This is a genomic window from Lysinibacillus sp. GW823-FHT06C08 (assembly GCF_058795135.1).
Genome location: NZ_JBXAHN010000007.1, coordinates 202,200 through 225,209, shown reverse-complemented (window position 1 = coordinate 225,209; position 23,010 = coordinate 202,200). Strand labels below are relative to the sequence as shown.

Sequence of the window (23,010 nt, the reverse complement as noted above, 5' to 3'; positions counted from 1 at the left end):
GATGTTTGATATAATCTCGATGGCTTTCGTTGAAATTCTCATTATTGGTGATTTTTTTAGGGCGACGAGCGCTCTCCAGTTTCTTGCTCATTAATCCACTGTAATGTTTTGACACCTAATCCACCTGCACGCCACAACACTACATCATGATAGCTCTTCCTTTGAACATATTTGACCCATTTTTCAAGTGTTTCCTGATCAGCATACCAAACCTCATGACTACGATTACTAGAATCTGTATACGTAAAATAAACCGCTCCACTTGCTTTATCGCGTTTTTTGTTTGCGTTTGTTTCAGCTAACACTTTTTCAGCCTCAAGCTCCGTTAATGCAACCGTATTCCCTTGAGCTACCCAATCGAAACCACCCGTGGCAAAGGCGATGGCTAATTTTTGATTGGATTTCTTGATTTTTTTTATTAAATCATTGAGGAAGGTAAAAGTAGCCTTTGCACCTGGTCCACTATGATAACCATGTACATTATAGGCCATTACCGTATAGCTAGGCCCATTTGGTAGCTTCATATCAAATGGAAAGCTAGGCTCTAGCACGACATGCAGTGTAACATTCCTTTTGGCAAGCTCTCGGTAAAGCTCCTTTAAAAATTGAACATATTTTGATAGGTCCTCTTTAGCTATCTTTTCATAATCAATTTCGATGCCATCCGGTTGGTATTGTTCAACTACCTGCAAAATATTATGGATATGCTTTTTCCTTGCTGCAGAATCCTGTAATAGCCTATGCAAAAGTGTGCTATCCTTTTGAACAGATGAAGCATTATCTGTCACATAATCATTAATAAGCGTTAGGATTACACGATGTGATTCATTGTATTGCTGCTGTGTCTGTTGCAACATATCGACTGCATTATCCGTTAGCAACAATTCATCTTGATCATTAAAATACGCACCGAAAACACGTATATCTTGTAATCCTTGTTGAGAATTTTGAACATCTTCTAAGGCTAATTGATTTTGCCATTCAGGTAACCACATAGATAAACGGAGCTTTGCTTTATCTTTTAATTCTTCCTTTGCTATAGCCGGTGGTTCTTTACTATTACTACAAGCAGTGATAAAAATCAGGGCTATACAGATAAATAATATAAAATTTTTCACTTGTTTTAAATTTCACCCCAACTTAGAAGGTTTCAATAAAGAAATCCACAACATGATTAAACAATGTTGTACTTTTATACTTCACCTTCTCGAAATTCGTATATTGGTTTGTAAAAATGGTTTGATCTTTTCTATCTGTAATTAAAATATCTTCAATTAATGTATCGTATATATCATCTGCATACTGTTCATGGGACGTATCTTTATGACTAAACATCGCCCCAAATCCTATTTGTGATCCATGAAGGCTAGGATTTATTTGAATAGTTTCAGATAATATATTATCTACATCTATGTTTATTTTATCCTTATTTACTGCAATGTTAAATACTCTATTTTTTGTTAAGTTTCTTGGGTATTCTTCTTCAACAATCCGCGATCCCTTTTGGGTATCCTGATACGTATAGACGGTCGCCTTATTAAATGCATACTCCTCTTCATTCCACTTAATCTCATTCAATGGAAAACGAGCCTTTTCCACAATGTCTGAAGCTGGTAATTTTTCACTTACTACAAGCTCATTATCGATTAAGGCAATGCGTAAATAGCTATTTGTTTTATCATCATAATTGACGTAGAACGCTTGTTCACCAACAACATTCCCTTTAAATGTAAAATTCGCATTATATTGTTGTGGCATTGTTTCCTTTAAAAGAATCCTACCTTCACTAGAAGGAGCTGATGTTAATATGACTTTATTCTGATCAAATTCTGCCGCCCCATTAACTGTATGCCATTTTTGAGCTACTGCAGGATCTCCTATTTTAAACTCTACATTTTGATTGCTAGCCTGTCTGATCTTCATCATTACATGATTGGTTGACCAATAGGGGGATACTTGTAATCGATTCAAGTTATATAGATCGCTATCTTTATCATTATAGGCACTCAATTCTAAATTAAAGTGCATAAGAAACTTGTCTTTAATTTCCTTGTCATTGGCACTCTGCACCAGTGGGTCCATATTGTTATACAATGAATTAGCATGCATAATGGCATACGCTTTTGGAACTTTCCCAAACTCTTGCTGATAGATATCCTGCATAAGCTTGTAATCTTTCTTAATTCGAATTTCCATCTCTTGTCGAGTTTCACTTGGAATCATATATTGATTACGAATAAAATCCATTAAATAGTGGTTATAATATTCGATTGTTGTTTTATTTGGTATATTATTTTCATCAATCATTCCTAAGGACTGCCCTTTATCATTAAAAATATTAATATAGGTTAGTCGGTACCCATTAGAGCCTAATTCCCAATAGCCGCTTTTCTCCATCAACTTCAAATCTTTTGGCTTTAAAAATTTATGATCACGGGTATCCATTTTATTGGCATACGTAAACATCGTAGCCTTGTAATTTAATTTCTCCATAATATTTTGTGCGAAAATACTAGAATCCGTACGTCCATCCTCAAATGATAAAAACAATGCTTTTTCAGGTAATGGCTTGTTCTTTTGATAAAAATCCAATATATCCTGTTGTGTAATCGTTTGATAGCCTTGTTTTTCAAGCAATGTTAATTGTTCTTCTAAATTCTTCTTTGACACATATTTAGGGGAGTCATTTCTACTCACCCCAAAATAGGAAAGTGCTATAAATCCTTCTTTATTGTTTAATGGTACCGCCTCAGCAAATCTCTTGTCTGTCAGAAAAACGGCTTTAATTAACACGACTGCTAAAAAGACAACAACGATTAATTGTAGGATCGAACGTAGAATTTTCCTTCGATTTTTTTTAGCTGGCTGTAAAATTACATTTTTCTCTTTCATTCCTTCTCACCCATTTTTCTAATTTTCAACATTGAAAATCGGGATTTTCGTAATTTTTGCTTTTCTATTTTCTTTTCTTTTGCCAAAACGTCTTGTGGTGTTTCCCTTGTTCCCCATGTTGATTTCCAAAATGTTACCCATGCAACTGGCATTTGCCAGAGTAAAATAAATTCATAATAAAGAACGAAGATAAACCCGAATAACCATAATTTACTTTTTCTAAAGAATAGATGAGCCAAACTCATTAGCATGGCCATTAAAAGTAAGCCTAATAAAAAGGTAGTCGGAAACACGCCATACATAATCGGCACATAGATTAAGTTGTAAACGACGACAATGGGTGCTGCAATTGGCACAATTAAACCTATGATGAAGAAAAGGAACATGAAGGGTTCTTTTTTCCACATAAATAAAAATGCTCGTAAAGATTCTCTTAACCAAGAACGTTTCCATCTCATTTGCTGAGATAAAAAAACCTTTGTGTCAGAGGGGACGATCGTCGAACAAATTGCATTATCCTGATAACCTGTTCGATGAGTTTTCAAAATATAGTTTGTCATACTACGATCATCACCAAATGTAGCAGGCTGCCCAAGAAATTTTTGATTGAGCCAGGCTGTTTCATTTTTTAAAATTAGTTCTTTTCGATAACAAGCTAAAGGTCCCGATAAGCATGTCACCGTATCAAACCAAGATTCAGCCGCTTTCATAATACGGAAGGCAATATAATAACGCACTGTCTGTAGTTTTGTCAGAGCATTTGTAAATTTATTTTCTACCTCTGTCCGACCAGCTACTCCACCCATTTTAGGATCTTGGAAAGGCTGTACTAAATTGCGGATTGCATGTGGCTCCAAAAAACTATCTGAGTCCACAAAAACCACTAAATCATGTTTTGCTTGATGAACACCGGCTACCAGTGCTTCACGTTTTCCACCATTTTGAGGGAGCTTAGAAAACTTTAAGCGATCAGTCGTTTTAAAACGCCCACCCTCAAAATGAATAAGATCAATCATTTCCTTAGCTTTTTCCTCCGTCCCATCCGTAGAGCAATCATCCACGACAATCACTTCTAACTTATCTACAGGATAGTACTGATTAATACAGCTTGAAATCGTTCGATGTATCCATTCTTCCTCGTTAAACACAGGGATAATTATGGATACACCGGGCTCATAGTGAGGATTGATTGGTACATTTTTATAGAAAATACCAAATAGGTATCTACTTAATAGAAACGTTGCCGCTATAATACTATAAAGGTATAAAAATTTATTAAACCTAAAATAAATAACACTTTCTGCTCTCATCAACATGACAATAAGAGTGACCACCAGTAAAAATAAACTCGCCATAAAAACAGAAATGCCCCACCGCTTTTTTACCATATATTCATTTAGAGGTTGGAGAAATTCACAAGCAAAGTAATACAGCGTTTGACCATCCACCTCTTTGGTAAAATGTCGTACCACCTTTGCCCTTAACTTTACTTTAGCCTCATAACCCTCGGGCATTGCGCCCCCTGGAATTGTAAAATTCATTTCTAAAATTTCATCTATTAATAATTGGTGAGGCTGTTGAGAATATACAAGGATTCCCGTAACTGAAATATCTTCCGCATAGTATTTGTCTGAACTGGTTTTACGTCTTGCTCTTCTCACCATTACCTCAAAATGAGTTTCATAGCGTAAGCTAAGCTGTTGGAGACGATATATTTCATTGACATCTGTCGCATCAATTTCTTCTTTCTGATAAGATGCACCTCGACGATTGACAAGGTTCCGGACATTTTCGGGATCAGGAATATTTGATAGAATCCGACGATCCGAGCGCGGTACTGTTAAAACCTCTTTTTTCGTTTTTATCATTTATTCACATCCCCATTTGCATCTTCTTCTATCCAAGTTGACATTTTACTAAAGCTATAACCATCCTGCTGCAACTTTTCAATAATTAATGGAAGTGCTTCGACTGTTTTCGTACCATCTAAGATGTGCATGACAATGACCTTACCTGGTGCCGCTCTAGATATAACCCGATCGTAAATATCCTGAGCACTGTAATCTAAATTCCAGTCAAAGGATGCAATATCATACATGGCAATGGTTTTAATTCCAGCAGCGGTAATCACTTTGGCAGTACGTTCATCCATAATTCCCTGTGCTGGTCTAAAATAAAGTATCGGTGGTTCCTGTAGCGCATAAGTAAGAGCTTTATGGGCCTTCACTAAATCATCCTGTATTTCCTCTGGCGTCATTTTAGTTACATCTAAATGGTAATAAGAGTGACTTGCTACTTCATGACCTTCCTCTAGTATTAACTTTGCCAATTGAGGATTTTTCTCCACTCCACTACCGATTAAGAAAAATGTACTTTTAATGTTATATTTTTTTAAAACTTCTAAAACATCCTTCACTTGCTGTTCATGTGCCCAGTCATCAAAGGTAATGGCCATTTCTTTTTTAGATGTCTCTTTTCGATAATATAAATGTGGTTCGATATTTTCATAATTTAAATTAGGTTTGATGGCATCATAACCTGCTATTTCTTCTAATGACTTTGTTAAATAACGGTTATCTAACACATCACTTAAAGTAGTAATTGTATAATCATGCTCTTCTGCTAATTGTGCTAGTAAAGGGATGGTATCTATAATGGCAGGATTAATATACGTATTGAGGTGAATAATAGAGCCTCTATCAATATATTTGCCTATATAATCGACCAATTCTTGGGCACCTTGCATTTTTCGATCCAGTGGATTAATAGATAATCCTATCACTGCATTCATGTCCAAAGCAGCAGCCGCTAAGCGCATATTATCTGTAATATCACCGGAACGGCTTCGAACATATTTAGGCTTATAACCTAAATGCTCTTCAAATATTTGATTCGTTAAATAAATCTCCTCATACGTTTGATCATAGTCTAAAGCTGTGACATCTGGAAATGACAATGTACCGTTTTGCACTTCATGACCTCTTTTTAAAATGTCTCGAACAAGCTCTGGCTCCTGTGCCACACGTAGCCCCTCTAAAAAGAAGGTAGCTTTCATATTAGATTCATCTAATTTCTTCAGCAGTAGCTCCATTGTTTGATTATCCGCAAAGCCATTAAATGTTAGAGCCACTTTTGGCTTAATAATATCGGCATGGCTGATTGAATCACTCATCGTACCATCCGATTCCTTAATCTCTATAGTAGAATCAATTGGTTGAATCGTTTTTTGAGGAGTGGATTGACATCCTGCTAAGAACATCAGGAGTAGAAGCCCACATATTTTTAGCTGTTTCATGTCCCATGAACTCTCCTTATAACTTGTAATAATTTTTATTCTTAAATAAAAAATGGGTATTACGTGTATCAAAAATTAATGACGCTTGTTGATCAATTAATGAATAATCAATGTTAGAATGGTTGGTTAAAATCAATACCGCATCTGCATCTTTAATAATTTGCTCTGTTAAAGGAACTGTATTGAATAGGGATTGTTCTACAGGGAATGTTTGAATAAAAGGGTCGATAATTTGTATTGAGCACTGATTATCTAGTAATTGTTTAATGACATGTAGTGCGGGAGATTCGCGTGAATCATTTATTTCCGGCTTATACGTGACACCAATAATAACAATTTTTGCTTGGCGTAGCTCGGTATTTTGCAGACGTAAGTACTGCTCGAGTCTCTCTACAACAAAGCTAGGCATCGAATCATTAATTTTATCTGCTGCTTCTATTAATGTTGCTGAGACACCATGCTGTTGACCCGCCCACAATAAATATTTAGGGTCCACAGGGATACAATGTCCACCGACTCCTGGGCCAGGTTTAAATGGCATGAATCCATATGGCTTTGTTGAGGCGGCATCGATGACTTCCCAAATATCAATATTCATTTTATAGCAAATTTGACTTAGTTCATTGACAAGAGCGATATTGATTTGGCGAAACGTATTTTCCAGCAATTTCTCCATTTCGGCAACTTTCGGACTTGTTACTGTATATACACTAGTATGAATGACTGTTTCATAAAAAAACTTTGAAACTTCCAAGCATGTGGAAGTAACACCGCCAACAACTTTGGGTGTATTAGCAACTGAAAAATTACTATTACCAGGATCCACTCGTTCTGGTGAATAGGCTAAAAATAAATCTTGACCAACCGCAAAGCCATGTTTTTGCAAAATAGGCTGAACAATTTCCTCTGTCGTCCCAGGATAGGTCGTACTTTCAAGAATGACTAGTGCATTTGAATTAATATGGCACCCTATATCGTGAGCTGCTTCTTCTATATAGGAAATATCAGGAGTGCCATCCTCCGTTGTAGGGGTTGGCACACAAATGATGACAACATCAACAGAAGCAAGTTTGGAAAAATCATAGGTTGCTTCAAATTGATGTTCCTTTAATAGTAACTGTATATTTTCTTTCGGGATATCAGCTATATAGCTTTCACCGTTTTGCAACAGGGCGATTTTTTCTTGATTTTTATCAAAGCCTAAAACATGAAAACCTTTTTGAACAATTTCAATGGCAAATGGTAGACCTACATAGCCGAGGCCAATTACCCCAATTGTCGCTTTTTTTGTTTGAATTTTATTTAATAAAGCTGAGCTCATTGATTTCGTGTTTATCGTCATAACAATAACTCCTTTGGCTTAACTTTCATGTAATTTTTATAGCCATTTTTTTCGTTATCTATTCATCTACTTATATATGCCGAGTATTCTGCAACGTAATAGGCCATTTCTCATTGCCATTTTCACCAAACCCCTTCCATCTCCACATACTTAAGTATGATTTTTTTAGTCAAAATAGATGAATAAAATCTAAATTTCACAAAAAAACTTTTCTAACAATTATATAGTACTACTTGCAACTAAACAATTTCTAAATAATTCCTTCATTCACGATAAAACGCCTACTTTATTAGTATTTAGAACAAAAAAGTTCATTATTTATTCAGATATTTAGTAAATATATTTAGAGTCGCTTTATTAGTGTAGATGAAAAAGTTGATAAGCGACACTGAAGAATGTTAATAAATAGAAAATTAACATTTTTTCCTTTTTTGAAACTCTAAAAAAATCCCTTCAGCATTGGTTTTCACCGATACTGGAGGGATTAGGTAGAACAATCCTTTGAAGCACGTAGAATAGACATTACATAAGTTGTTGTAACTATTTTATATAGCCTTTTTATTTCCTCGGAAATCGACAACTTGTAAATAGTCACTTTCCGAAAGCTATCAAAATTCATTAAAAAAAGAAAAAGAGTACGTAAGTATTTCACTACTTACGTACTCTTTTATTTAAATTATTGAACAGGTACTACTGCACCTTTCCATTCTTCTAAAATAAAGTCTTGGATTTCTTTAGACGTTAATACTTCTAATAATGTTTTAATTTCTGGTCTTGATTCATCACCCGCACGTACTGCGATGATGTTTACGTATGGCGACTCTTTGTCTTCAAGAGAAATCGCATCTTTGATTGGGTTTAAGCCATTATCAATAGCAAAGTTAGAGTTGATCAGTACTGCGTCCCCTTCGTCGTTTTCGTACATTTGTACAAGCATTTCTGGTGCAGTATTCGCATCAAATTTAAAGTTTTTAGGATTTTCTTCTATATCCTTAATTTCTGCTGCTGTTTTATCAATACCATCTTTTAATTTAATTAAGCCCTTAGCTTCTAATAATGACAGCATACGACCGTGATCAGATACAGAATTAGAAAGTAAGATTGTTGCACCTTCAGGAAGTTCCTCTAAAGATTTATATTTTTTTGAGTAAATACCGATTGGCTCAATATGAACACCACCAGCATTGACGAAGTCATAGCCATTGTCTTTAATTTGTAACTCTAAATATGGAATATGTTGGAAGTAATTTGCATCTAATTCTTTTGATTCTAAATCTTGGTTTGGTAGCACATAGTCTGTATATGTTTCTACTTTAAGGTCAATACCTTTCTCAGCTAAAATCGGTTTTGCTTTATCCAAAATTACTGCATGCGGTGTATTAGAAGCTCCCACTGTTAAAGTAACGTTTTCTTTACTATCTGTTTTATCACCAGATGCTGAATTTGCATCCTCTTTATTATCAGTACCGCAAGCTGCTAAAGCTAGTACAAGTATTGATAAAAATAATCCTGTTAATAACTTTTTCATTTATGACACTCCCTTTATTTTGATGAAAATATGTTAGCGGCAAGAACCGGAATAACCTCAGTTTTATTAACGTTTATCAATTTTTTCTGTAATGAAATCACCAATCCATTGGATAATAAAGACGACTACTAAGATCAAAATAGTTGCCATTAATGTCACATCTTGGCGATTTCTTTGGAACCCGTCTAGGAAGGCTAAGTTCCCAAGACCTCCTGCACCGATTATCCCTGCCATTGCTGTATATCCAACAAGTGCTACAGCCGTAACCGTAATACCCGAAATTAGTGCTGGTAATGATTCAGGGATTAGAACTTTCCAAATAATTGTGGATGTTTTTGCCCCCATTGAACGAGCTGCTTCAATGACACCTTTATCAATCTCACGTAACGCAATTAATACCATACGTGCATAGAATGGAGCCGCACCGATAATTAAAGCAGGTAAAGCAGCATTAGCTCCACGGATTGTACCTAGTAAAAGCTTAGTGAATGGAATTAATAAAATAATTAACACGATAAATGGGATAGAGCGGAAAATGTTAACGAGTGACCCTGTTAAAAAGCTAACAATTTTATTAGCCCATAACTGATTGGGACTTGTTAAAAATAGGACGATTCCAATAGCTAACCCAAGAATAAATGTAATAACTGTAGAAATGGCCGTCATATATAATGTTTCATACGTAGCCTGCCACATGCTATCCCAGTCTACATTCGGAAAGAGATTAGTTAGCATCTGCAATCACCTCCGTTTGTACTTCCACTGTATTTAAATAGCTTAAGGCTTCAGTCACATTTGCTTTCGACCCATCAATTTGGACTATGAGGGTACCATATGCACCATTTTTCGTTTGTGAAATATTTCCGTGTACGATGCTTACTTCCACATCGAATTGCTTCACTAGATGTGAAATAACTGGCTGTTCTGTTTTTTCACCAACAAAAATCAATTTGACAAGTTGTCCAGTTGGATAATTTGCTTTGATTTGTTCTACTGTATCCTGTGTTTCCTTTGTATTTGTAATTTGGGCTACAAATTTCTTAGTAATGGCTGCCTGAGGTGCCTGGAAAACTTGCAATACTTCCCCACGCTCTACAATTTCGCCTGCCTCCATCACTGCTACACGATGACAAATCTTGCGAATGACATGCATTTCATGAGTAATGAGGACAATCGTTAACCCTAACCGTTCATTAATATCTACCAGTAAATCAAGAATGGCATCTGTTGTCTCTGGGTCTAGTGCAGATGTTGCCTCATCACATAGTAAAACCTCTGGATTATTTGCTAATGCACGTGCAATCCCTACTCGTTGCTTTTGTCCACCAGACAGCTGCGATGGATATGCTTGATCGCGTCCTTCTAAGCCAACAAGTGCTATCAATTCCTTCACCCGTGCCTCACGTTGAGCTTTTGATACACCTGCAATTTCTAATGGGAAGGCAATGTTTTCTGCAACTGTTCGTGACCAAAGTAGGTTAAAATGTTGAAAAATCATACTAACCTTTTGTCTAGCTGCTCTAAGCTTTTGACCCTTAATCGAAGAAAATTCTTGATTGTTCACCGTTACTGTTCCTGCTGTTGGTTTCTCTAAACCATTAAGTAAACGAATCATCGTACTTTTACCAGCGCCACTATAGCCGATAATGCCAAAAATTTCACCCTTATTAATAGTAAGGTTAACATCTTTGACTGCCGTTAATTCGCCATTTGCTGTTTTGTATTTCTTCGTTATATTTTGAAGCTGTATCATAGCGAATACTCCTTTTCTTATATAAAAAAACCCCTCCACTTATAGACAAGTAGAAGGGGTCACGTATTATACGTTGAACCGTTCTCTCATCTTTCAAAGAAAAAATCTTTGAGTGATTTGGCACCTTTTCACTATGTGATGGTTGCCGGGCTTCATAGGGCACTTCCCTCCGCCGCTCTTTATAAGAGTTCGATATATTTAATGTTTTAGTAATATATTTGTTACTTTACCACGCTAATAAAGTTCAGTCAATTGATTTTTTTAACAATTCGTACAAAAATGGTACGGATTGAAAAGCATAAATCTTTTCTGTCACTTTGCCGCCATCACACACAAGTAAACATGGGACGCTTTCAATTTGATGTTCAATAGCAATTTGCTCCAAAAAATTAATATTTGCTTTCCCTAGTTTTAGGTGAGGTAATAGTTGTTCTACAATTGACATCATTTTCGATGCCACTGCACAAGTACCACACATCGGTGTATATAAATAAAACGCAGCTTTTTCTCCCGACTGTAAAGCCCACTCCCACTGCTCTTTTGACCATTCTTCCATTTAGTTCACGCAACCTTATAAAATATATTCATTATGGATGGAGAAATGCGCACGCAGTAAAATCATTGCTAACACTTTTCTTGGTGTCGTTTCTACTTCCTTATATGTCGGCATTGTACGTAAATGCTCCGCTTCCGGATAATGTCTGTCCATTAAAGCGCGTAGCTTATCGCCTGAAGTATCAGCATCAAAAAAAGTAAATAGCTCGCAGCCCTCATAGGGGTCTATTAGCTCCTCTAATTGATGCACTCCAATTGTTCCATTCGTACATAGTATTGTAACATTCTCGTTCAAAATCGGCTCAATTTGTAGCTTATCTGAACGTCCTTCTACTATCAAGCATTTCCCATCGAACATTACGCCACCTCCATTTAGACATATCCACTTATACATTATTATATAATAAAAAACGCCGGTAGTTTCCGACGTTTTTTGATTATGGCTTGTCTTATTCTGCAGTCATCTCTTCGTATTGTTCTGCTGTCATAAGTTTATCAACTTCTGATGCATCAGCAGGCTCTACGACGATCATCCATGCTTTTTCATATGGTGATTCATTAACGAATTCTGGGCTATCTTCTAAATCTGCATTTACTTCCACTACAGTACCTGAGATTGGTGCATATAATTCAGAAACAGTTTTTACTGATTCTACGCTACCGAATGGATCATCAGTTTTGATTTCATCGCCAACTTGTGGAAGTTCAACGAAAACGATATCTCCTAATTCAGATTGTGCGAAGTGCGTAATACCAATACGTACTTTTCCATCTTCTACTTTTACCCATTCATGCTCTTCAGAGTAACGTAAGTCTTTCGGTGTGCTCATGCAAAAAACCCCTCCATAATTATGTAATATATTCACTTTCAGTGTGCCATACTTCTCCTATAAAAACAAGGATAAAAACGGTTATAACCAAGCTTGCTCAAAATCGGATTCTTTAAACCCTAAAGTTACTTTTTTTCCATCTGTTACGATGGGACGTTTTATTAACATACCATCCGTAGCAAGTAGCTTAAGCTGTTCTTCCTCAGTCATATCAGCTAGCTTGTCCTTCAAACCAAGGTCACGATACTTCATGCCAGAAGTATTAAAAAACTTCTTCAAAGGTAGTCCACTTGCTTGCCATAAAGCTGTTATTTCATCCTTTGTTGGTGGCTGCTCTACGATATGTACCTCTTCATAGGAAACGTCATGATCATTTAACCACTTTTGTGCTTTTTTACATGTTGTACATTTTGGATAATGGAAAAATTGAATCGTCATAAAAATGCTCCTCTGCTGTCTTTTTCTGTAGTATACCATCATAATCATTTAGAATGGTGGATCTTCGCTCATTTTCGTAAGTCTATCCATCGGTTCTGTATTTTTATCCGTTACTTTCATAAATTTATCTGGAATAAAAAAACTAGCTACCCATTTACGGATAGCTAGCGTTTTTCATACGATTAAACGATATATTTTTCTGCTTCAATTAATTTCACAGATGCTTCACGTTTCTTCGTAATTAGGTTGTATGGATTATTACGTGTTAATTTACGTAATGCAGATAAAGTCATACGTGCTGCATCGCCATCTGCGGAAGCAAGAATTGTATCTTTTGCTTCTTTTTCGATTTCAGCAAATGCTTCTTGGCAGAAAATTTGAGTGTATAGCAATTTTTGATGTGCTTTTTCAACGCCATCACGAGCAATCGCTTTTTCTGTACGTAATACAGCTGATTCCATTGCAAATAATTGATTAGCGATATTGGCAATATTCACTAAAACTTCTTGTTCTTGATCTAACTTCGCACCAAAGCGTTGTGCTGCTAAGCCTGCCGCTAATACAGCAATCTTCTTGGCATTTTTCACTAAGTATTTTTCCTGAGCTAGTGGCTCTGTACCGATATCCTCCGGCATTAACATCAGAAGCTCTTGCTGTAGATTTTGCGCAACTTGTAATAGTGGCAGCTCACCTTTTAGTGCCTTTTTCATAAATGTACCTGGTACAATCATGCGATTAATTTCATTTGTACCTTCAAAAATTCGATTAATACGAGAATCACGGTAAATACGCTCTACCTCATATTCAGCCATGAAGCCATAACCGCCATGTAACTGTACCGCTTCATCTGCAATATAATCTAATGTTTCTGATCCAAATACTTTAGCAATTGAGCATTCAATCGCATACTCAGCGATAGCACCTGCAATCACTTTTCCTTCCTTTTGCTCCTCTGGACTTAGCTGGCTTAAACGATCTTCAAATAAACCAACAGTACGATAGTTTAAGGATTCTGATGCATACAATTGAGAAGCCATCGTTGATAATTTTTCTTTTGTAAGGTTGAAGTCAGAAAGCTTTGTTTTAAATTGCTGACGTTGGTTTGTATATTGTACTGCTAACTCAAATGCACGTTTTGATCCACCAATTGTTCCAACCCCAAGTTTATAGCGACCGATATTTAAAATATTGAAGGCAATGACATGCCCACGACTAATTTCACCTAATAAATTTTCTACTGGCACTTCTGCATCTTCTAACACTAGTGTACGAGTAGATGAAGATTTAATTCCCATTTTCTTCTCTTCAGGACCCACAGAAACACCTTTGAATGCACGTTCAACAATAAAGGCAGTGAACTTATCGCCATCAATTTTAGCGTAAACAACAAACACATCTGCAAAGCCTGCATTTGTAATCCATTGCTTTTCACCATTTAAAATATAATGTGTGCCTGCATCGTTTAGTTTCGCAGTTGTTTTTGCCCCTAAAGCATCTGAGCCTGATCCCGGCTCTGTTAATGCATAAGCAGCAATTAATTCACCTGAGGCAAGCTTCGGTAAATATTTTTTCTTTTGATCTTCGTCACCAAATAGCACGATTGGTAATGAGCCAATTCCAACGTGTGCACCATGAGTGATGGAGAAACCACCTGCTACAGACATTTTTTCTGCAATTAATGCTGAAGAAACTTTATCTAAGCCTAGTCCTTCGTATTCTTCAGGAACATCTGCTCCTAGCAAGCCTAATTCACCAGCACTTTTAAGGAGACGTACTGAATGCTCAAATTCGTGGTGCTCTAAATTTTCAACTACAGGTAAAACTTCATTTGCTACATATTCTTCTGTTGTTTTGGCAATCATTTTATGCTCGTCAGTGAAATCTTCTGGTGTAAACACACGATCTAATTCCACATCTTCAATTAAAAATCCGCCGCCTTTAATGAAATCCGTTGTTTTTTCAGTCATATAAATTCCTCCCAATATATCTATTTTGATAGTCTAATCCCCTATTGAATGATGCCTCTTCAAAATCTGTGATATTTGCTAGAGGCTTAATCTTTATTCAGCATCTTCTCCAGTCATATTAGAGAAGGTTTCTGACGCTACAAACCTTTTGCTGAGTGAAGACAAACATATATAGAAAAGCTTGACATATACATGCTCGGAGGCAACCGGAAACAGTACACCTCAAGCTGATCTAATGAAAATTATAGAATTTCAAATACTCCAGCAGCCCCCATGCCGCCACCAATGCACATAGTTACTACACCATATTTCTTGCCTTGACGCTTTAATTCATGAATAAGTTTTAGTGTTAAAATAGCACCCGTTGCACCAAGTGGATGTCCTAATGCTATAGCTCCACCATTCACATTGACCTTATCTTGGTCAATGCCTAAATGACGAACAACCTGTAAGGATTGGGATGCAAATGCCTCATTGATTTCCCATAGATCAATAGCATCTACTGATAAACCTGCAATTTCTAATGCTTTTGGTACCGCCACAATTGGACCAATTCCCATTACTTCAGGTGGTACACCACCTACTGCAAAGCCTAGGAATTTTGCCATTGGTGTTAAACCTTGCTTGACAGCCTCTTCGCGATCCATCACCAATACAGCTGCTGCACCATCGGAAGTTTGAGAAGCGTTCCCTGCCGTCACACTCCCTTTCACATGGAAAGCTGGACGAAGCTTCGCTAAGCCTTCAACCGATGTACCAGGACGTACACCTTCATCCATACTGAAAGTGAATTTTTTCACCTGTGGCTTATTGTTTTCGTCAACATAATGTTGTTCCACTTCTATTGGTACAATCTCATCATTAAATTTACCTTCTTTGATCGCCTTTTCAGCAAGTTCATGTGAACGAACAGCAAATGCATCTTGATCTTCTCGACTTACATTGTACTGTCGAGCTACTTCCTCAGCTGTATGCCCCATTCCCATATAATATTGTGGAGCTGTTTCTGCTAAAGTTGGATTTAAGCGGGGTGTGTTCCCCACCATTGGCACCATACTCATTGACTCGACACCACCGGCAAGAATAGCCTTTGAGTGCCCTAGTATAATTCGTTCAGCTGCATAGGCAATCGCCTGTAGACCTGAAGAACAAAATCTATTAATGGTTAGAGCCGGAGTTGTATCTGGCAATCCGGCAAGTGCACCGATACTACGAGCTACATTCATCCCTTGTTCTGCTTCTGGCATAGCACAGCCTAAAATTAAATCATCTATCGGTCCCTCATAGCCTGCTCTTTTTAATGTTTCTTTGACAACGGCAGCACCAAAGTCATCTGGTCTTACTGTTGCTAAAGAACCTTTTTTTGCTTTTCCAATTGGAGTTCGTGCTCCTGCTACAATAACGGCTTCACGCATCGTATAATCCCCCTTTGTTTCATGTGCAAGTTTTGTCTATTTCGTCCGTCCATTAGTTACGAAGTGGTTTCCCTTTTAGCAGCATATGTTGCATTCTTTGCTGTGAAAGTGGATCTGCAACGAGGCTAAGGAATGCCTCACGCTCTAAGTTTAATAGATACTGTTCATCGACTAATGTGCCATATGGAACCTTACCACCCGCAATAACATATGCTAGCTTTTTAGCAATTTTCAAATCATGCTTACTGATAAAGCCAGACTCATACATACCTTGCGCACCCATGAGTAATGTACCGTAGCCTGATGCACCCACCACAGGAACTTTTGTTGGTACAGGTGGTTGATAGCCTGCTTCGTAAAGTGCTAAAGCCGCTTTCTTCGCATCATATAATTGATGATCTTGGTTAACTGAAATCCCATCTACGAAGTTTAAGAAGTTATTTTCGCGTGCTTCCTCACCAGATGTTGAAACCTTCGCCATCGCAACTGTTTCAAATACTTTATTTGCAATATGTTGATAGTCTATTTCAACACCATTTGGTAGACCCTTTAGGAATTTTTGATAAAGGGCTTTATTACCTCCGCCGCCCGGAATTAACCCAACGCCTACTTCCACTAAGCCCATATATGTTTCCATCGTTGCCTGAATATGTGCAGCAGGTAAGCAAACCTCTGCGCCGCCACCTAATGTCATGGCAAACGGTGCCGCCACAACTGGCTTACGTGAATATTTAATTTTTTGCATCGCATCTTGGAATGCCTTAATGACAAAATCTAGTTCAAAGATATTATCATCCTGTGCTTCTACTAAAATCATTCCTAGATTTGCTCCAACACAGAAGTTTTTCCCCTGGTTTCCTATAACTAAGCCCTTATAATTAGCTTCTACCTCGTCGATTGCAAAATTTATCATTTGAATAATATCTAAACCAATAGCATTCGACTGCGAATGGAATTCTAATAATGCAACTCCATCACCTAAGTCTATTAAACTAGCACCTGTATTAGATTTAATTACGCCATGTTTTTTCTTATATCGTTTTAAATCAATTTCCTTTTCATTAACAGGCACTTTGACATACTCCGAACCATTATAGTAAGCCAAGTCACCATCTATATCTGAATAGAAAGTTTCAAACCCATTTGCTAACATCTCTTTTACAAAGGCAGGTACTTCTCGACCTTCTGCCTCCATTTTTGCTACAGCTTCTTTCACGCCAATAGCATCCCAAATTTCAAATGGTCCTTGTTGCCAGCCAAAGCCCCATTTCATCGCATTATCAATAGCTACAATATCATCTGCAATTTCACCGTATAGCTGAGCAGAATAAATTAATGTAGGAGCAAATATTCCCCATAATAATTCACCTGTACGATCTTTTGCATATGTTAAAGCCTTCACTTTATTAGCCAATCCACGAGTTTGTTTCGCCATTTCAATGGAAGGTGTTTTTAATTTTTTCGCTGGACTATAGGCCAAAGTCGTTGGGTCAATTTCATGAATCTCTTTTCCTTGCTTTATGAAGAAACCTTGGCCTGATTTGGCACCGAGCCAACCGTTCGTGACCATTTTTTGCAAAAATTCTGGGACAGCAAATACCTGTTGTTCCCCACCTGTTGTTTGATCGTAGACATTTTTAGCTACATGAATAAATGTATCTAATCCAACAACATCGAGCGTACGAAACGTTGCCGATTTGGGACGACCAATTAGCGGACCTGTCACGGAATCTACTTCTCCAACTGAGTAACCGCCTTTTAGCATTTCCTGTAACGTGATGAGTAACCCATAAGTGCCGATGCGGTTAGCAATAAAGTTAGGTGTATCCTTTGCAAGCACAACGCCCTTACCAAGCACATCTTCACCAAATATTTTCATGAAGCTTACTACTTCAGGTGCAGTTGTATCAGCTGGAATCACCTCTAATAGTTTTAAATAGCGAGGCGGGTTGAAAAAGTGTGTGCCTAGAAAATGCTTTTTAAAATCATCTGAACGTCCTTCTGCCATCGCATTAATACTAATCCCAGATGTGTTTGAGCTAATAATTGTTCCAGGTGTACGAACAGCATCGATTTTTTCATACAGACTTTGTTTAATAGGTAAGTTTTCTACAACAACTTCAATAATCCAATCTACATCTTTTAGTTTCCCTAAATCATCTTCAAAATTGCCGACCGTTAGTAGTGATAAATTTTTCTTAGAAGTAAGTGGTGCTGGCTTTTGCTTTAATAACTTTTGCAAAGCTCCGTTTACAAGACGATTTCTTACAGCTGGGTGCTCTAAGGAAAGACCTTTTGCCTCTTCCTCATGCGTTAGTTCCTTCGGTGCAATATCTAATAGTAATGTTGGTATACCGATATTAGCTAAATGCGCTGCAATTCCAGAGCCCATCACCCCAGAACCTAGAACGGCAGCTTTTTTAATGTTATAAGTCACAAGCAATTCCCCCTTATTCTTCCATTGAATGAATAGCCATTCATTTTTTAGTCAAAAAAATATCAAGTGTACCTTAGTGGATTTTTGTCCCTCTGCTGAATGAATATTTACTAAATTCAACAATTACAACTAAGGTTTACCTCCATTTCAAAACATTGCTAATGAATGAAGATAAAACTACTTTTCTGTTTTTAGTGTAGATTATTTTGTCTAATTTAGCAATCTTTTTTCAAGAATTATTTTTGCAATATACATCTTTTTTTGTCGTTTACGAGCTAAAAGAAGACAATAAGTAGCGATGACTACAGCCAAACAGAAAACTTTCAGGTTACGCGAAAAATGTGTAGAATGGTAAGCAAGGAGAGTGAATACTTAATGAAAACAATTACTACTGCAGAACAATTTAATGAATTAATCAATGGCAACCAAAAAGTACTAGTGAAATTTTACGCTGGCTGGTGCCCAGACTGTACTCGTATGAACATGTTCATCGATCCAATCATTGAAGAGTATAACCAATTTGATTGGTATGAGCTAAACCGTGACGAGCTTCCAGAAATTGCAGACAAATATGATGTAATGGGCATCCCAAGTTTATTAATTTTCCAAAACGGTGAAAAGCTTGCTCACTTACACAGTGCCAATGCAAAAACACCTCAACAAGTAACTGAATTTTTATCTGCTCAACAATAACAATAATGAGAGCTGCATTTCTTCATGAAATGCAGCTCTTTTTGAAAGGAGATACCATTATGCGCCAACAATTGGGGCTACTCGGAAAATCACAATACGATGCTTCGATTGCAGCTAACTATCGTAATTCTGCTTGTGGCCCTACTACCATACACGTTATGTTAAATTATTTGAATGGAACTGCTCCTTCGATTAATGAGCTTTATAAACAGCTTGGTAGTACAAAAATTGGTTTGTTCAAATGGCGTTTGATTCGCAATTTACGCCGATTATATCCATCATGGGATGTTCGTACTTGTTCATTAAAAGAAGCTTTACAGGAAATTGATGCAGGGCGTCCTGTTGCTATGCGCTTTGATCGTTATTTTAGTTTTCGTTGGCGAGATCAAACCTCTACTTTCGCCTATCATTGGGTACCGCTAATTGGCTATGACATTAGAAATGATCAGCTAAACTTAATTTTTCATGATAACGGTACAGCAAATCGTGATAGCATCATTCTTCAGGCACTCTATCAACACAACGAAAAAGTATTGTCCTTTGTAAAAATGGCCCCTCACTAGAGCAAATATCGAATCGCCTACTATTTGCTCTCTATTCTTCTCCTTACCATAAAAAAGCAGAGCATATGACTATACTCTGCGATGATTGATTAAATAAGCGAATACAAAGAACGGGCATGCTTGGCAATAAGCGTGTAGCCACTCTCTTCGATCTCTTTAAATATGTGCGGCTCATAGTTTGGTAATATGAGACTTGTAAGGTCTGCTTCAATAGGCACATCGGTTTGAATCGTTGCGAGCTCATGCGATAATTTCAGCATATCTATATGGTCTTGGATTTTAGTTCGTTGACCAGGCTTTAATTCACCGAGCGACGCTAGTACACTATCAATCGAGCCATATGTTTGAATTAATGTGAGTGCTTGCTTAGGACCAATACCTTTAACGCCTGGATAACCATCACTTGTATCTCCCATAAAAGCCTTTACTTGTGCAAACTGCGCGGGCTCAATACTATACTCCTCTTTAAAACGTCCATGTGTATAAATATCATATTCTGTGTAGCCCTTTTTCATAAAGGCAATCTCTGTAGAGGGTCTCAAAAGTTGAAGTAAATCTTTATCTCCACTAATCACAGTAATTTCAGCCTCGTCCCGCCATTTGGTAATCATAGAGCCAATTAAATCATCAGCCTCCATGCCCTTCACACCAAAATTCTGCCAGCCCATTTGTAGGGATAAATTTTTTGCCATATCAAATTGAGGCAACATTTCCTCCGGTGGCGCTGGGCGATTTGCTTTATAGCCATCAAATAAATCATTGCGGAATGTATGCGCCCCCATATCCCAGCAAACTGCCATATGTGTTGGCTTCATTAAAGATTGCGCAGTTAGTACATGTCGTACAAAGCCTTGTGCTCCATTCGTTGGTGTCCCATCCGCCAAGCGAATAAAGTGACCCATGGCAGCCGAAGCGAAAAATGAACGGAATAACAATGCCATACCGTCAACAATCAGTAGCTTTGGTTTTGTTGTCATTATAAATTTCCTCTCCATAACCGTACAAGTTTGTATAAATTTTTGATACCTATTGAATAGTATAACAAACTTTCAACAATGAGCATTGTCAATACACGGCAATATGCTTACTTACAACGTCACTTTTCCTTTTTTTGAGATGCGATTGCGATGATCCAGCTGAATACCTGTTAGCCATTGTAAAAATGCCGTTACACCAATTTTAACGGTTTCTGGACGCAGCGTTCCTTCCTTAGGATCTGCATAAACAAAATCAATATGGCGAACCCCTTCATTTTCACCTATAAGTTTGAGGATATCAAATAATTCATAGGCTGTTAGACCACCTGGTGTGGCAGCGGGGACATCTCGTGCAAACATAATATCAAGTGCATCTAGATCCACTGAAACATAAATTCGATCAACCTCATACATAAGCTGACGTAACATTTCACGTATTGTGAGCTGAATACCATCACGTCGCATTTGCTTTAATGTAATCATATGAATGCCCTGTTCTCTTGCATAATGAATCATTTCCGGGGAATTGAAAAAACCATGCAATCCGACATTATAGATATGTCTCCCTTCCACAATCCCTGAGGCAATCAATTGATGGATCGGAGAATCTTGAGCCAGCCCAATTTCCTCTTGGTTTCTTGCATCTAAGTGTGTGTCAATTTGAATGATGCCAATACGGTCCTGCGGAAAGGCATTTTTTATTCCTTTTAATGAACATGCGGTAATGGCATGGTCTCCCCCAATCAAGCAAGTAAAGCTTTTTTGAAAAGCTATACTTAAATTTTCTGCCGCCGCCTCGATCGCAGATTCAGAAAGCATTCTATCTTGTTCATGAATCGCCACATCGCCAATATCAACGACTGATAGTGCACGTAAATTTATTTGCTCATCTAAGTTATATGATTGGAAGCTAGGCCATACTTTACGAAACGCAGTTGGATATTGCGCTTTTGCAGATGCTTCTCCTGCATACGATAACAGAGCTCCATACACAACTATATCCACATCATTTGGGTTTGGGTTTGTTTGCTGCTTAATCCATTGATGCATGGCCGATCCATTCTCTTGCTTCCATTGGCATTCCGGTTCTATAAACATATACATCTACCACCTTTATATCTTTTCTATTCAAGTTAAATTAACCTATATTTTTTCACATGTCCCTCAAATGTCCTACCCAATCTTCTCTCTATCTAATAGTACCATTCGTACATTCATCTTCGTCATTGTTTTTCTCTTTTCCTCTTTTCTTTTAAATTTTCTATGGAAAACACAAAAAAGCAAACTAGAAATCAGTTTGCTTCAAATTTCACTATGAGTTGGCGATGCTACTTTTGTTGTTTGAAGTGATTTTCACAAAGTTCAGCTACCTCATACATGGAATAGCTTTGAAAATTGTATTGACTACGTAATTCTTGAAAATAACGTAATAGCTCCTCTAGCATGGCTAAATTTTTAGCTGTATTCTTCCCAAAATTATGAGGATGCCACCATAAATGATAAAAAGCCTCGGCCTTTGCAGCCTCGAGCATACTTTCCTTTATGCGTTTTACCTTTGAGCCCTCGAATACGTGAAATGGACGAAAATAGGGTCTTAAAAAGGCACTTGAACGAATATTAATCAGTTGCTCGCCCCGCATTTCCTCCAACGTTGCCATATGATGGCCAGTAAGATTGATATAGCTATCAAGCCATTTTTTCGCTCCCAAAAGTCTACCTTTTTTCGTAAACTTTTGAGCATCATACAATGGATGATTTTCAGTTCCTCTGTAACAAACATAGCCCGCTTCTACACATGCTTTAAAATAGTCCTTATTCACTTGATTTCTTGGAAAAACCATGGACTTCATTGGCGAAATATAACCCTCGCTTATGGTCTTTGTCGCGTCTAAATCTGCATAAAAGGCAGCTTCTGTTTGACCTTTTTCCAAGCAATAATAATGAGAAAAGGTATGGCTACCTATTTCCTGATGTGGTGTACGTTTAATCTCCTCTATTAAAGATTTACCAAAATGTAAGAGGTCCTCTTGTTCGTTTTCGCCTACTTTAGCTAGCTGGCTATGTGCTGCATAGCGCATATTGTCATACTTAACAGGGATACCTCGTAAATAATGAGCCATTTCAGCCTTTGATTCTGCAAACAAGAGTCCGACTGTCGCCCAAGTTGCATGAATGTCATATTGCTCAAATAACGCAAGTATGCCGGGCAAGGCTTTTCGTACACCATATAGGTTTTTATTGTATTGTCCATATCGAAATACATCATGGACGCCCCACTTCAGCTCAAAATCTAATGAAATAACGAGACCCCCACCATTCATGTTG

The 23,010-nt window shown here is 37.4% G+C and carries 20 protein-coding genes and 1 riboswitch; of the genes, 2 read left to right on the top strand and 18 right to left on the bottom strand.

Annotated elements, in window-relative coordinates; translation table 11 throughout:
* Window positions 1-56: 56 nt before the first annotated feature.
* The 15 genes from AC1Q6O_RS16890 to AC1Q6O_RS16820 form a co-directional block, all read right to left on the bottom strand.
* On the bottom strand, window positions 57-1,118 hold the full coding sequence (locus AC1Q6O_RS16890; RefSeq protein ID WP_346037642.1) for a glycosyl hydrolase family 18 protein: 1,062 nt from the start codon (window positions 1,116-1,118) through the stop codon (window positions 57-59).
* Window positions 1,119-1,140: 22 nt separating this feature from the next.
* Window positions 1,141-2,892 carry a polysaccharide deacetylase family protein gene (locus AC1Q6O_RS16885; protein WP_342550525.1) on the bottom strand — a complete coding sequence of 584 codons (1,752 nt, stop codon included), beginning with the start codon at window positions 2,890-2,892 and terminating at the stop codon, window positions 1,141-1,143.
* A complete protein-coding gene (locus AC1Q6O_RS16880) occupies window positions 2,889-4,760 on the bottom strand; it encodes a glycosyltransferase family 2 protein (protein WP_008178018.1) in 1,872 nt (623 codons plus the stop codon). The genes AC1Q6O_RS16885 and AC1Q6O_RS16880 overlap by 4 nt, the downstream gene beginning before the upstream one ends.
* Window positions 4,757-6,187, bottom strand: coding sequence for a polysaccharide deacetylase family protein (locus AC1Q6O_RS16875; protein WP_225316107.1), 1,431 nt, complete (start codon window positions 6,185-6,187; stop codon window positions 4,757-4,759). Before AC1Q6O_RS16875 ends, AC1Q6O_RS16880 begins: the two co-directional genes overlap by 4 nt.
* Before the next feature lie 16 nt (window positions 6,188-6,203).
* Entirely contained in the window at window positions 6,204-7,529 is a 1,326-nt protein-coding gene (locus AC1Q6O_RS16870; RefSeq protein WP_427422398.1) for a nucleotide sugar dehydrogenase, read from the bottom strand.
* Between the two features lie 676 nt (window positions 7,530-8,205).
* On the bottom strand, window positions 8,206-9,057 hold the full coding sequence (locus AC1Q6O_RS16865; RefSeq protein ID WP_427422399.1) for a MetQ/NlpA family ABC transporter substrate-binding protein: 852 nt from the start codon (window positions 9,055-9,057) through the stop codon (window positions 8,206-8,208).
* Between the two features lie 66 nt (window positions 9,058-9,123).
* Entirely contained in the window at window positions 9,124-9,792 is a 669-nt protein-coding gene (locus AC1Q6O_RS16860; protein WP_107922460.1) for a methionine ABC transporter permease, read from the bottom strand.
* Entirely contained in the window at window positions 9,782-10,810 is a 1,029-nt protein-coding gene (locus tag AC1Q6O_RS16855; protein WP_036120001.1) for a methionine ABC transporter ATP-binding protein, read from the bottom strand. Before AC1Q6O_RS16855 ends, AC1Q6O_RS16860 begins: the two co-directional genes overlap by 11 nt.
* A gap of 83 nt (window positions 10,811-10,893) precedes the next feature.
* Window positions 10,894-10,998: riboswitch (SAM riboswitch) on the bottom strand.
* Between the two features lie 56 nt (window positions 10,999-11,054).
* Window positions 11,055-11,366 carry a thioredoxin family protein gene (locus AC1Q6O_RS16850; protein WP_346037639.1) on the bottom strand — a complete coding sequence of 104 codons (312 nt, stop codon included), beginning with the start codon at window positions 11,364-11,366 and terminating at the stop codon, window positions 11,055-11,057.
* 15 nt (window positions 11,367-11,381) lie between these two features.
* Window positions 11,382-11,723 (bottom strand): toprim domain-containing protein, encoded by a 342-nt coding sequence (locus tag AC1Q6O_RS16845; RefSeq protein WP_025116633.1) that lies wholly within the window; start codon window positions 11,721-11,723, stop codon window positions 11,382-11,384.
* Window positions 11,724-11,814: 91 nt separating this feature from the next.
* Window positions 11,815-12,195, bottom strand: coding sequence for a glycine cleavage system protein GcvH (gcvH, locus tag AC1Q6O_RS16840; protein WP_025116632.1), 381 nt, complete (start codon window positions 12,193-12,195; stop codon window positions 11,815-11,817).
* Between the two features lie 81 nt (window positions 12,196-12,276).
* A complete protein-coding gene (locus AC1Q6O_RS16835) occupies window positions 12,277-12,633 on the bottom strand; it encodes an arsenate reductase family protein (RefSeq protein WP_008179957.1) in 357 nt (118 codons plus the stop codon).
* Between the two features lie 182 nt (window positions 12,634-12,815).
* Window positions 12,816-14,600, bottom strand: a complete 1,785-nt coding sequence (locus tag AC1Q6O_RS16830) for an acyl-CoA dehydrogenase FadE (protein ID WP_427534810.1) — start codon at window positions 14,598-14,600, stop codon at window positions 12,816-12,818.
* 242 nt (window positions 14,601-14,842) lie between these two features.
* Entirely contained in the window at window positions 14,843-16,015 is a 1,173-nt protein-coding gene (locus tag AC1Q6O_RS16825; protein ID WP_492401786.1) for an acetyl-CoA C-acetyltransferase, read from the bottom strand.
* Window positions 16,016-16,067: 52 nt separating this feature from the next.
* A complete protein-coding gene (locus AC1Q6O_RS16820) occupies window positions 16,068-18,452 on the bottom strand; it encodes a 3-hydroxyacyl-CoA dehydrogenase/enoyl-CoA hydratase family protein (RefSeq protein ID WP_492401785.1) in 2,385 nt (794 codons plus the stop codon).
* A gap of 348 nt (window positions 18,453-18,800) precedes the next feature.
* Between AC1Q6O_RS16820 and AC1Q6O_RS16815 the strand changes: the two genes are divergently transcribed.
* Both AC1Q6O_RS16815 and AC1Q6O_RS16810 read left to right on the top strand, forming a co-directional pair.
* Window positions 18,801-19,145 (top strand): thioredoxin family protein, encoded by a 345-nt coding sequence (locus AC1Q6O_RS16815; RefSeq protein WP_083244814.1) that lies wholly within the window; start codon window positions 18,801-18,803, stop codon window positions 19,143-19,145.
* A 59-nt stretch (window positions 19,146-19,204) separates the two neighbouring features.
* Complete coding sequence (locus AC1Q6O_RS16810) at window positions 19,205-19,708, top strand: C39 family peptidase (protein WP_090003085.1); 504 nt, start codon at window positions 19,205-19,207, stop codon at window positions 19,706-19,708.
* An 89-nt stretch (window positions 19,709-19,797) separates the two neighbouring features.
* Here AC1Q6O_RS16810 and AC1Q6O_RS16805 read toward each other — a convergent pair whose 3' ends face one another.
* From AC1Q6O_RS16805 to AC1Q6O_RS16795, 3 genes are all read right to left on the bottom strand, one after another.
* Window positions 19,798-20,685 carry a 5'-3' exonuclease gene (locus tag AC1Q6O_RS16805; RefSeq protein ID WP_492401782.1) on the bottom strand — a complete coding sequence of 296 codons (888 nt, stop codon included), beginning with the start codon at window positions 20,683-20,685 and terminating at the stop codon, window positions 19,798-19,800.
* A gap of 111 nt (window positions 20,686-20,796) precedes the next feature.
* Complete coding sequence (locus AC1Q6O_RS16800; RefSeq protein ID WP_008179969.1) at window positions 20,797-21,789, bottom strand: agmatinase family protein; 993 nt, start codon at window positions 21,787-21,789, stop codon at window positions 20,797-20,799.
* 224 nt (window positions 21,790-22,013) lie between these two features.
* Window positions 22,014-23,006: a polysaccharide deacetylase family protein gene (locus tag AC1Q6O_RS16795; RefSeq protein ID WP_090003084.1), complete on the bottom strand. Its 993-nt coding sequence runs from the start codon at window positions 23,004-23,006 to the stop codon at window positions 22,014-22,016.
* Between the last annotated feature and the right edge of the window lie 4 nt (window positions 23,007-23,010).